The sequence below is a fragment of the Ruegeria sp. BE10 genome, from assembly GCF_056538905.1.
Genome location: NZ_JBQFTX010000004.1, coordinates 278,701 through 291,020 on the forward strand (window position 1 = coordinate 278,701; position 12,320 = coordinate 291,020).

The window sequence follows — 12,320 nt, forward strand, 5'->3', positions numbered from 1 at the left end:
GACAAGGGAGGGAGAACCACAATGAAAAAATTCATCAAGGGGTTCTCCCGATTGACCGAAGCGATTGCCGGCGGGATGCTGGCGGCAATCTTCCTGATCTTCCTTCTGCAAATTCTTTTGCGCTATTTCTTCACCCCTGCCGGGTGGACGCTTGAACTGATTGGCATCCTTTGGGTCTGGGTGATCTTTTTCAGCTGTGCTTTCATCGTGCGTGAGCGGGATCACGTGAAATTCGACATCATCTATTTGTCTGTGCCCCGACGCGTGCGTCAGGTATTTGCGATGCTGGCGGCCGCGGCAATCGTGGTCGGGATGCTCTACAGTTTCCTGCCGACGTGGGATTACATCGACTGGATGAAAATCCGCAAGACCGCGACGGTACGCAATCCCTTTTCGGGTGAGAAGATACCGCTGCGCACCGTGTTTTCGATCTATGCCGTGTTCATGCTGGTCGTTGCTGCGCGGTATGCATGGCTGTTCTTTGACATCATGCGCAACGGCCCGCCAAAAACCGAACTTGAAATGGTCGTGGGATACAACGTGGTCGACGAACACCCCCGCGTTGATGTGGAAGACGACGAGGACGCAAGCAAATGAGTTTTGAACTTCTTTCCTGCCTGCTAACCCTTTTTGTTCTGGCAGGCATCGGGACCCCTATCGGCTATTCTATCCTTTTGGCGTCACTGATGTATCTGGGTGTCGCTGGTCTTGACGTTGCGTTGGCGGGTGAAAAAATCCTGCAAGGCTTCTACAAAAGCACGATCCTGCTTGCCGTGCCTTTGTTCATCGTCGCCGCCAATATCATGAATGCGGGGTCGATCACCGATCGACTGCTGAACTTCTGCGTTGCTGCTGTCGGGCGCTTCAAAGGCGGCCTCGGGCACGTCAACGTTGTGGCCTCGCTGATCTTTTCCGGCATGTCCGGTTCTGCCGTTGCCGACGCTGCGGGGATCGGCAAGATCATCATCGAGATGATGACCAAAGATGGTCGCTATAGCCGAGGCTACGCAGCCGCAATCACTGCGGCGTCGGCCACCATCGGTCCGATCATTCCGCCCTCGATCCCGATGGTCTTGTATGCGCTCGTTTCCAAGGCCTCAATCGGGTCGCTGTTCCTTGCCGGTATTTTGCCGGGCCTGATCATGGGCGTCGTCCTCATGGCGATGAACTACTATCTGGCCGGCAAGCGGAACTTTGCATTGGAAGAACCGATCCCACTGCGCGAATTGCCGGCAAAAACCGCCAACGCATTTCCGGCGCTGCTGATGCCCGCAATCCTGCTCTATGGCATCTACGGGGGCGTTACCACGCCGACAGAGGCCGCCGCTGTTGCCGCATTCTATGCCCTGTTGCTGGCAGCGTTCTTCTATCGCGCGCTTTCGTTCCGTGGCCTCTATCAGGTCTTCGTTGACAGTGCCCGTTCGTCCGCAGCCGTTGGGGTTGTCATCGGTGGCGCGTTCATCCTGAACTTCATTGTTATTCAGGAGCAGATTCCACAGTCGATCTCGGCCCTGCTGGAGGGTTCAGATGTCAGCCCGATTGTTTTCCTGATCCTCGTCAACCTGTTGATCCTCGCGCTGGGTTGCGTCTTGGATGCGACGACGATCATCCTGGTGATCGTGCCCCTGTTCATCCCCACATGCGAAGCGCTTGGGATTGATCTGGTGCATTTCGGAGTACTGGTCGTCGTAAACTCGATGATCGGTCTGATCACACCGCCCTATGGCATTTTGCTCTTTGTGATCAACGCCGTGACGGACATCCCGCTACGTGAAATCATCTCGGAAATCTGGGCTTTCCTGGCGGTGCTTATCTTTGCCTTGATAATCATGATGCTGATGCCCGATCTGGTCCTGTGGTTGCCGCGCATGTTTGGGTACCAGGGGTAATGTGCCTGTCGGTTTCGACAACATCCATCCCCGGTGATTTGGCAGAGAAACTGCATGCCATCGCCGGGGCCGGATTTGACGGGGTTGAACTGCATGAACCGGATTTGACCGCCTTTGACGGGTCACCAACACAGGTCCAGAACATTGCCTCAGACCTCGGGTTGAAAATCTGCCTGCTGCAGCCGTTCCATAATCTCGAAGGTCAATCTGGCGGCGGTAAACAGCGCGCTTTTGACCGGCTGAAGCGCAAACTCGACCTGATGGGCGAGTTGGGCACAGAACTGCTGCTCATTGGCTCTGCTTTTGAGGTGGACGCCGACGCCACCGAAGATCAGGTGATCACGGACCTCGGGGAAGCGACCGAGATTGCAAAGGCGATGGGGGCACGCCTGGCCTATATGGGCTTGCCCTGGTCCGACCTCATCCACTCGGACGCGCAGGCGCTGCGCATTGTCGAGGCGATTGACAGTCCACATTTCGGGTTGGCCTTGAACTCCTTCTTCTCGCTGGCCGACGGGTCCAAGCCCGCCCGCCTTCGGGACATTCCCGGAGAGCGCCTGTTCCATGTGCAACTGTCCGATGCCCCCCGGCTTGAAATGGATATCCGCAGGCTCAAGCGGCATTTCGGGCTCTTGCCAGGGCTTGGGTCGCTGAACCTAGCGGGTTTCGTGCGCGTACTGTCCCGCGCGGGATACAAGGGGCCGTGGTCCATTGCGCGCGTCAACGAGGCAGCGCCGCAACCCGGTGGTCAAACACTGGCACGTGACAGCTTCAGATCGCTGGTCAACCTTTTGGACGAGGTGTCGCGGACCGAGCCGGGAGCCGATTTCGGCATCCCGGACCTGCCCGAGCGCGTTTATGCGTCGGGCTTCGAATTCGTCGAATTTACAGCCGACGAAACAAGCGGCGCGCAGCTGGCCGATATGCTCTCGGCCATGTGTTTTCGCATGGAACGAAAGCATGTCAGCAAGTCTGTCGAGCTGTGGCGGCAGGGTGCCATAAACATCGTCGTGAATACCGAAAAGGAAGGTTTCGCGCATTCGGCATTTCTGGGCCACGGCCCCTCGGTCTGCGACATGGGGTTGCGCGTCAAGGACGCGGATCAGACCGTTCAGCGCGCGACAGCGCTGGGCGCGCCAAATTTCTCGCAGCCGGTGGGCACCGGCGAGCTGGATATTCCCGCAATCCGAGGTGTCGGTGGTAATGTTGTCCATTTCATCGATGAGAAATCCGATCTGCACCGTGTCTGGGACATCGAATTCGAGCCAGTCGCCAAAACAAAAGCAACCCAGCCCGCCGGTCTGCGCCGTATCGACCATCTGGCACAGACGATGCGCCATGATGAGATGCAAAGCTGGTTGCTCTATTACATCTCGACGTTTGAGATGGCGAAATCGCCGATTGTAAACGTCGCCGACCCGTCCGGTGTCGTGCAAAGCCAGGCTATCGAAAGCCCCGAAGGTGAAGTGCGCCTGAACCTGAACGGGGCCGTTGGGCGCCGAACACTGGCGGCTTCGTTCCTTGAAGATGGGTTTGGGGCCGGAGTTCAGCACATTGCGTTCCAGTCGGACGACATTTTCGAAACGTCGGATCAGCTGCGCAAGTCCGGCTTTCCCAGCCTGACGATCCCGGAAAACTACTATGTCGATCTGCAGGCGGCTTTCGGGTTGGATGACGATTTAGTCGCCCAACTGCGCCGGGGTAACATTCTCTACGACCGGGCAGCGGGTGCCGAGTATTTTCAGATCTACAGCCGCCCGATCTTCAACGGACTGTTTTTTGAAATCGTTGAACGCCGCGCCGGCTATGCAGGGTATGGTGCACGGAATGCCCCAATTCGCCTTGCTGCACAAACGAAACAATACCCCGCGAAAGAAACGCAACTCCAATGACCGACTCGGAAGACAAAATCACAAGCGACGAGCGCGCAGTTCGCCATTGGTGGCGCACGTCCATAATCGACATGAAACCCGGACAGATCGCGTTTCGTGGAAATCCCATCGAAGACCTGATCGGGAATGTAACCTTCCCGCAGATGATCTGGCTGATGGTACGGGGCGATCTGCCCAGCGATGCTCAGGCGCGTTTGTTTGAGGCTGCGCTGGTCGCAGGCGTGGATCACGGTCCGCAGGCCCCATCGATCGCGGCGGCGCGCATGGCTGCCACCTGTGGGGTCGGGCTGAACAATGCGATGGCAACTGCGGTGAACATGCTGGGCGACGTACACGGTGGGGCAGGGGAGCAATGTGCCGAGCTATACTATGATATTGCGGCCCGGCTGGATGCTGGCGCATCGCTGAACGACGCTGTGAAGGACGGTCTGAACAACTGGCGCGAAACTTACGGCAAGATCGTCTCGGGCTTTGGTCACAGGTTTCACAAGCCTGTTGATCCGCGCGCGCCACGGTTGATGCAACTGGTTCGCGACGCCGCGAGTGATGGCACCGTTTCTGGTCGCTTTGCCGATATCGGAGAAGAGGTTCAGGCCGAACTTGGTCGCCAACGCGGAGGTCGGCCCATTGCAATGAACATCGATGGCGCAACAGCTGTCATCTTCTGCGAGCTTGGCTTTCCCGCGCCCTTGTCGCGCGGGTTGTTCTGCCTGTCCCGCTCGGTCGGAATTCTCGCCCACGCCTGGGAGCAGATGGGCCAGGGCGGGCGCAACAAAGGGCCAATGCCCCCGAACTACTTACCCCTCTACGAAGACAGGAATGATGACACGTGAGACATCGAAATCCTTCCGGGTCGGCCTTATCGGCTGTGGTCGTATCAGCGATATCTATCTAAAAACACTATCCAAATTCTCAAACGTCGAGGTCGTGGCCTGCGCAAGCCTCGATCCTTCGGAAAGCCGCGCCAAGGCGGATCAATACGGCATTGCCAAGGCCTGCACGCCAGATGAAGTGTTCGCCGATCCGACGATTGACTGCGTTTTGAACCTGACAATTCCGGCGGCGCATGCGGAAATCAGTTTACGCGCGTTAGAGGCGGGCAAACACGTCTATTCCGAGAAGCCACTGGTTATGAATCGAACGGATGGTAAGGCGATCCTGCACATGGCCTCTGAAAAGGGGTTACTGGTCGGCTGCGCACCCGACACGTTTCTGGGCGGTCGCTGGCAGACCGTTCGGCGCTTGATCGACGAGGGTGCTATTGGCAAACCGACAGGGGTTTTTGCCCATGTCGGGACCCACGGGACGGAGCGCCACCATCCCAACCCGGATTTCTACTACCAGGCCGGTGGCGGGCCCTTGCTGGACCTTGGCCCATACTACCTGACCGCGATGATCTGCTGTCTTGGACCAATTGATGGGGTCGCTGGAATGGCACGGCGGACCTTTGAGCAGCGTATGATCGAAAACGGCCCGCGCAACGGCGAATGGATGGATGTCGAGGTCGACACGCACTCCCTGAGCCTGATGCAGTTCTCATCCGGAGCTATAGGGTCGATGACCATGAGCTTCGACATTTGGGACAGCGAAACCCCACGGTTCGAAATCTATGGTGAAAACGGAACCATCAGCATCCCGGACCCTGATCCGGTTCATGGAGCCAACATTTTTCAGGGGGATGTCTGGTTGAAGACACGGGACACTTCGCGCTGGTCTCATCAGCCCCGTCCAACTGGTCGCGAGGACTGGCAGGTGGTCCAAAACAAACACGGGTTCAATGAAGACAGTCGCGGGCTCGGCCTTCTGGACCTGGCCCTTGCGGCACAAGAAGGACGCCAACCGCGCGCGAGTGGAGCGCTTGCCTACCATGTGTTTGAAGTCATGGACGCGATTGAACGGGCGCCGAAATTTGGTGCTTACCAGACAATAGAAAGCCGTTGCGCAGCACCGGAACCTCTGCCGGTCGATTTCCTGAACGATGAGAGGAAGGAGTTGGCGCATGCCGATTGAGACACTCGACTTTGCCCAGCCATTCTTTCGCGTCCAGCACATCATCGATGAAGGTAGAATATCCGTCGAGGGTCGCGCCATTGTTCTGAACCTTGGGGGGAGGGGCATCACGGTCGAGAATCAGACCGTTGCGCCACTTTCATCGGTGATCGTGCAAAACAGCTCCATCCAAAACGTACAACGCGCAGTCACTGTCCACGGTTTCGACACCCATGCCGATGACGACGCGTTGTTCGCACAGGTGAAAGAGACATGGCCCTCTGCTTTTGACGTCCGCCAAGAGGAGCGTCTGCGCGGTGTCAGCCACTACATGTCGCCAAAGGTCTTCGTGGGTAACGTTGGACTGACCATGTACCACTCGGGCTCGGTTCCGCTGAATGTCGGTTTGCACAAGGAACATCCGTTCTGTCCGGTGCCGGGGTTCCGCGAAGTGCACACGCAAATTGTTGGCTTCGGTAAAATGCAGCAATGTCGTGAGCGGGACGTTGAGACGCTCTATCTCGAAGAATTCATGGCCCCGGGCGCGACGCACAAGCCAATGTATGACGCCGAGGGCAACTATCCCTGGCATCAATACGAGACGATTACCCCCAGCATTTTCATGGCGGTTGAAATGCTGCCCGAAGGCGTGTGGGTTCCCGGAATGGAGGTTCAGAATGGCTGAGAAGCTTCTACCTGAAAACCTGAACTTTGACGGTTCTTTCCCCCGATTGTCACGCCGTCTGCGGCTGGGCGTTGTCGGTGGTGGACGTATCTCTGTCACGCAAGCAACGGCCGCGCGAATGACCGACCGGTGGGAGGTCGTCGCAGGTGCGCTCAGTTCCGACGCCGATCGCAGCAAGGCGCGGGGGGCCGAGTGGTATCTGCCAGCAGACAGGTGTTATGCGTCGTTCGAAGAGATGGCACAGGCCGAGGCGGCGCGCCCGGACGGCGTAGATGCCGTCATGATCACCACCCCGAACCACGTTCATTTCGATGCGGCCAAAGCGTTTCTAGAAGCAGGCATTGATGTGCTGTGTGACAAGCCCCTGACCAACGAAGTCGCTGAAGCCGAGGGGCTTGAGGAGATTACCGCGCGCACAGGGCAGGTTTTTGCCGTCGGTTATGCGATGTCGTGTTTTCCGGTCATCCGTCAGGCCAAACAAATCGTGGCCGAGGGCGGCATCGGCAAGATCAACCAAATCCATGTCGAGTTCATGCAAGACTGGATGACGCCCGAAGATGTGGCTGATGCGCCTCATGTCAAATGGCGGCTGGACCCAAAGATTTCTGGCCCGACCAGTTGTGTCGGCGATATCGGCACCCATGCCGCGCATCTCGCCAGTTTTGTCTCGGGCCTTCCCATGACCGATCTGCGGGCCGAGTTCCATGTTTGCGGCGCGCCAAAGCCTTTAGAAGACACAGCATTCATGTTCACCCGCTATCAAAACGAGGTTCCGGGAACCCTGATGGCGACACGCCTTGCCCCCGGAAATCGAGGCGGTTTGCGCCTGCGGATGTTCGGGAGCGAAGGGGGTCTCGAGTGGGATTTGGAGAATTCGGAGCAGCTGAAGTTCAATCGTTTTGGCGAGCCGGATCGTATCATCAGCCGAGGTCACGGGCATGGCATTGGCCCCGGCGCGGAACGTCTGATCCGTACCGCGCGCGGCTTCCCCGAAGGGATTATCGAAGCCTGGGCTAATCTCTATACGGAATTTGCCATGGCCGTAGCCGCGCGCCGGGATGGCGCTGCTGTTCCGGCGGATTGGGTTGCCTACCCCAGTGTCGAACAAGGCGCAGACGGTGTTCGATTCATTGATGCCTCTGTGCGCTCTCACCAGTCCAAAGGCGACTGGGTCACTATCTAAAGCTTTGCCAAAACGAAGGTTAAACACGCCCGGGCCATTGCCCGGGCGTTTTCATTTCCTGCTCAGTATTAAAAGTTGATATTTTAAATAATATCAGATATTTTTTATTACGTGTGATGAAAATAAGATTCGCAGACGCTTGGAGCTGTCGTTCATGGTGAAACCCGAAGAGGCTGGCGCAAGCCCCTCTCTCTATTCCTTGGCGCATCTGACGCTGATCGGCTGCACGCCGCCCGAGTTGGTCTATATCGCCGCGCGGGCCGGTTACGATGCTGTCAGTCCTCGGTTCATTCCGATGCATGTGCCCGGTGAATTCACTCAATCTCCAATCGACAAGACACAGGTCCAGGCCACCAAAACTGCTCTCTCTACCACCGGCTTGAAGGTCCTTGATGTCGAGCTTGCGCGCATCACTGAAGATGTCGACCCGCGCAGCTTTGAGCCTTCTCTGGAGATCGGCGGAGAACTGGGTGCCAAGCGCATGATCATGAGCGCGTGGACCAATACCCGTGATGATCGTGATTTTCTGATCGACGTCTATTCAGAGACCTGCGAACTGGCCGTGCCCTATGGGCTGACGGTGGATCTGGAGTTCCCAAGCTTCTCTCGCTTGCGCACTCTGGATGAGACTCTGGACATCGTCCGTGCCGCAGATCAGCCGAATGGTGGTATTCTGGTCGATACGCTTTATCTGCACCTCAGCCGAGTGGATCTTGGAGAGCTGTTGCACGTCCCCTCGGACCTGTTTCACTTCCTGCATATCTCAGATTGCCTGCCTGGCATCGCTGATACGCGTGAGGGCATGATCCAACTGGCCCGTGATGCAAGGTTGTACCCCGGCGAAGGCTGGATCGATTTCATCGGCATCATCGAACGGATGCCGCCCGTCGACTATTCCATTGAACTGCCCAACCAAAGCCGCGTTGCCGAGTTGGGATATGAAGAACACGCGCGTCGCTGTCTCAGCCACGCCAAGCGGACATTCGGCGCGGCGCGATCTCAGCGTCGTATGACCGATGCAGCAATTCCAAAACACCAAGAGGATCATCATGGGCAAAGAGCTCACTGAGAACGACCGCAACATGGCGGCCGATATGCTGGCGCGCGCCCGCGCTGCCATGGCCGAAATCGAGGATTGGGATCAGGACAGGCTGAACCGCCTGTCTCAGGCCATCGCGTGGTATGCGGGGAACGAGAAAACTTTCACGCGTCTGGCCCAGCAAGGGGTGGACGAAAGCGGTATCGGAGATCGCGAAGGGCGTCCTGCGAAGCGTTTCAAGATTCACATGGTACTACGTGATGTCTTGCGTACGCCTTCGACGGGGATCGTCGAAGTCGACGAAGAAAAGGGGCTGGTGAAATATGCCAAACCTGCCGGTGTGATCGCGTCACTGATCCCCATGACTAACCCAGCGATGACACCACCGGTGACCGGCGTTTCCGCCGCCAACGCCCGGAATGCGGTCATCTTCAGTCCACATCCGCGAACCGCCCATACCACCTTTGAAATGGTCGAGGTCATGCGCGCAGCTTGTCGTGCTGCCGGTGCCCCCGAGGACTTGTTTCAATCCATTCGCAAACCGTCGATCCCATTAACGCAACATCTGATGGAGATTTGTGACCTGACGCTGGCGACGGGTGGCAAGCCCATGGTCAAAGCAGCCTACAGCTCGGGACGTCCGGCTTATGGCGTCGGCGCGGGCAATTCTTCCATCGTCATCGATGAGACAGCCGATCTGGATGTCGCCGCTCAAAACACTCGTATTTCCAAGACCTCCGACTTTGGGTCAGGCTGTTCGGCCGACGGCAATATCATCATCCAGCGCTCGGTTTACGACGATATGGTCAAGGCACTTCAAGCCGAAGGCGGTTACCTGTGTTCGGACGAAGAGAAGGCAATGCTAGAAGCGGCCATGTGGGATGAGAAGGGCAACCGTACCTTCCCGACTATCGCCTGTCCGCCTCAGCAAACGGCCAAGGTCGCCGGTTTCTCGATCCCCGAAGATCGCAAATTCCTGATGGTTGAAAATCAGGGGCAAATCGGCCCGCAGCACAAGTTCTCCAGGGAAAAACTGACCACGCTGATGGCGCTATATCACTTCGACACATTTGATGACGCGCTGGAAACGGTCAGCCAGATTTACAACACCGGGGGCAAGGGCCATTCCTGCGGCATTTACAGCCACAATGACGATCACATTGACCGGTTGGCGCGTCTGGCTCCGGTCAGCCGCATGATGGTGCGACAGCCACAATCCAAGGCCAACGCAGGTGCCTGGACCAACGGGATGCCCATGACCAGCAGCCTGGGTTGCGGCATCTGGGGCGGCAACATCACCAATGAAAACGTCACCATGAAACACATGATGAACTACACCTGGGTCAGCCGTCCTATCCCCGAGGATCGCCCCTCGGAGCCGGACCTGTTCGGTGAGTTCTTCGGGCAGGAGGTCGCGTGATGGACGGAGCGAAACTGGACGGAAAAACCGTAGCTGAACACATTGTCGACTTCCTTGAACGCCGTGAGGTGAAGCATGTGTTCGGCCTATGCGGCCATACCAATATCGCGATTTTAGCTGCATTGGCGGAAAGCCCAATTGACTTTGTAACGGTGCGTCATGAACAAATCGCCAGCCACGCGGCGGACGCATATGCCCGCGTGACGGGCAAGGCCTCGGTGGTGTTGTCCCATCTCTCCCCGGGGCTGACCAATTGCGCCACCGGGGTCGCCAACGCCGCACTGGACTGTGTCCCGATGGTTGTGATCGCAGGCGACATTCCCACGCATTACTACGGCAAGCATCCGCATCAGGAAGTGAACCTGCACGCGGATGCGGCCCAGTGGGAGATCTACCGCCCGTTTGTTAAACGTGCATGGCGAGTAGATCGGGCAGACCTGATGGCCGAGATTTTGGAAAAGGCATTCCATCTGGCAGAAAGCGGCCAACCCGGACCGGTTCTGGTCAATGTGCCCATGGACATTTTTTCAGAGGTGATCCCATCGGACAGCTTTGATCGTATCCGCGACAACACCCGCGCGCTCAAGAAACCGTCTATAGACGATGAAACCGCGCGTGAAATCATTGAGGCTCTGGCACAGGCCGAAAACCCGGTCGCCTATGTCGGCGGAGGTATCCTGCTGGCGCAAGCCAGCGAAGAGTTGCGCGAATTCGTTGAACATATGGGCCTGCCAGTCGCGCATTCCCTGATGGGTAAAGGTGCGTTGCGGGACGACCATCCGCTTGTGCTGGGCATGACTGGTTTTTGGGGCACCGAGCTGGTTAATCAGACCTGCCTGAATGCCGACTACATTTTTGCCGTTGGGACCCGTTTCAAGGAAGCTGATTGCTCCAGTTGGTATCCCGGCTACACGTTCAACATTCCCGGCTCCAAGGTTATTCATATCGACATCGAACCGCAGGAGATCGGGCGGAACTATCCGACCGAGATCGGCGTAATCGCGGACGCCAAGGCCGCGCTTCGTGTGCTTATTCGGGTGGCCTGCGAGATGTATCCAGAGGGTTTCAGACGCCCCGCGTTGGAAAAAAAGATCGCTGGCTTCCGAACAAACTTCAAAACGCGCAATGTGGAAATGGCAACTTCATCTGCGTTTCCGATGATGCCCGAGCGCATTCTTGCAGATACCCGAAAAGCGCTGCCTGAAGATGCCATCATCACGACGGACGTTGGGTGGAACAAAAACGGTGTCGGACAACAGTTCGATATCCTGACCCCTGGCTCAATCCTGACCCCGGGTGGTTTTGCCACGATGGGTTTTGGCCCTCCGGGTGCGATCGGCGCGAAACTGGCGGCACCTGATCGTGTGGTGATCAGCCTGGTTGGCGATGGTGGTTTCGGTCAGAACCCGTCAATGCTGGCAACGGCCGTTGAACTTGATCTGGGCATCATCTGGCTGGTGATGAACAACAACGCTTTCGGAACTATCGCCGGCCTTCAAAAAGCGCATTACGGTCTGACCTATGGAACCACTTTCCCCGGATCAGCCGCCGCACCCGCAAACGGACCGGGCTATGCCGACATTGCGCGAGCCTACGGCGCGGAAGGGCACAGACTCAGCGCTGCCGACGAACTGTTGCCCGCACTGGAAACGGCAATCGCCAGTGGCAAGCCAACCGTGCTCGATGTGCCAATGATCAACAACCCGACACCAACGACCGGACATTGGAACATCCTCGACATCTATTCGCCAGACAGGGATGTTTCGCACGTTGCAACCTAAAGCAATTTAGAGTGTGCGATCCGCCTATGCATACGGCTTTTGCCTGTATCGGTTAAACAGAAGGGCAATTGCCGCTGTGCGATGGTTTTAGCTTGATGGAAAACCTTTGAGTCGCAAATGGCAAGACTCGTGCGTCGTGCTTTTTTAGGGAAATTAAAAATTAAAGACTTAGATGTCGCCGAATGGCAAAACTATGTGTCGCCTGACATTCCTGTTGAACGTCACACGAACCTGACCCAACCGTCACAGTTGGACCAGAAACTAGGTGAACGTTCGACATCAGAAGGCACCCCCCAACGTTGGACATCAGTTGAATTTGACCTATGCGCCATCAACTAACACGCCGTCCCGATTTCATACTCCCGCAGACATTTTGGTTTGATCTGACTTCCATATCGGAAAATCAGAGCTGATTTGCAGGTCGACAGCGAAGCTGGCTGTT

Annotated in this window: 11 protein-coding genes; all 11 read left to right on the plus strand. The window is 57.1% G+C overall.

Annotated elements, in window-relative coordinates; genetic code table 11:
* Positions 1-21 precede the first annotated feature (21 nt).
* A complete protein-coding gene (locus tag ACR0M2_RS11805; RefSeq protein ID WP_170414485.1) occupies positions 22-597 on the plus strand; it encodes a TRAP transporter small permease in 576 nt (191 codons plus the stop codon).
* Positions 594-1,889 carry a TRAP transporter large permease gene (locus ACR0M2_RS11810; protein ID WP_170473842.1) on the plus strand — a complete coding sequence of 432 codons (1,296 nt, stop codon included), beginning with the start codon at positions 594-596 and terminating at the stop codon, positions 1,887-1,889. Before ACR0M2_RS11805 ends, ACR0M2_RS11810 begins: the two co-directional genes overlap by 4 nt.
* Entirely contained in the window at positions 1,889-3,781 is a 1,893-nt protein-coding gene (locus tag ACR0M2_RS11815) for a bifunctional sugar phosphate isomerase/epimerase/4-hydroxyphenylpyruvate dioxygenase family protein (protein WP_480571343.1), read from the plus strand. The genes ACR0M2_RS11810 and ACR0M2_RS11815 overlap by 1 nt, the downstream gene beginning before the upstream one ends.
* Positions 3,778-4,614, plus strand: a complete 837-nt coding sequence (locus ACR0M2_RS11820; RefSeq protein ID WP_480571346.1) for a citryl-CoA lyase — start codon at positions 3,778-3,780, stop codon at positions 4,612-4,614. The genes ACR0M2_RS11815 and ACR0M2_RS11820 overlap by 4 nt, the downstream gene beginning before the upstream one ends.
* Positions 4,604-5,791 carry a Gfo/Idh/MocA family protein gene (locus ACR0M2_RS11825; protein WP_480705199.1) on the plus strand — a complete coding sequence of 396 codons (1,188 nt, stop codon included), beginning with the start codon at positions 4,604-4,606 and terminating at the stop codon, positions 5,789-5,791. The genes ACR0M2_RS11820 and ACR0M2_RS11825 overlap by 11 nt, the downstream gene beginning before the upstream one ends.
* Entirely contained in the window at positions 5,781-6,455 is a 675-nt protein-coding gene (locus ACR0M2_RS11830) for a hypothetical protein (RefSeq protein WP_480705201.1), read from the plus strand. Before ACR0M2_RS11825 ends, ACR0M2_RS11830 begins: the two co-directional genes overlap by 11 nt.
* On the plus strand, positions 6,448-7,638 hold the full coding sequence (locus ACR0M2_RS11835) for a Gfo/Idh/MocA family protein (RefSeq protein WP_480705203.1): 1,191 nt from the start codon (positions 6,448-6,450) through the stop codon (positions 7,636-7,638). Before ACR0M2_RS11830 ends, ACR0M2_RS11835 begins: the two co-directional genes overlap by 8 nt.
* A gap of 154 nt (positions 7,639-7,792) precedes the next feature.
* The gene (locus tag ACR0M2_RS11840) at positions 7,793-8,707 is read left to right on the plus strand and encodes a sugar phosphate isomerase/epimerase family protein (RefSeq protein WP_480705205.1); all 915 of its coding nucleotides are present in this window, start codon (positions 7,793-7,795) and stop codon (positions 8,705-8,707) included.
* The gene (locus ACR0M2_RS11845) at positions 8,688-10,097 is read left to right on the plus strand and encodes an aldehyde dehydrogenase family protein (protein ID WP_480705207.1); all 1,410 of its coding nucleotides are present in this window, start codon (positions 8,688-8,690) and stop codon (positions 10,095-10,097) included. Before ACR0M2_RS11840 ends, ACR0M2_RS11845 begins: the two co-directional genes overlap by 20 nt.
* Positions 10,097-11,878 (plus strand): thiamine pyrophosphate-binding protein, encoded by a 1,782-nt coding sequence (locus ACR0M2_RS11850; protein WP_480705209.1) that lies wholly within the window; start codon positions 10,097-10,099, stop codon positions 11,876-11,878. Before ACR0M2_RS11845 ends, ACR0M2_RS11850 begins: the two co-directional genes overlap by 1 nt.
* Before the next feature lie 117 nt (positions 11,879-11,995).
* Entirely contained in the window at positions 11,996-12,217 is a 222-nt protein-coding gene (locus ACR0M2_RS11855) for a hypothetical protein (RefSeq protein ID WP_170553409.1), read from the plus strand.
* The last annotated feature ends 103 nt before the right edge of the window (positions 12,218-12,320 follow it).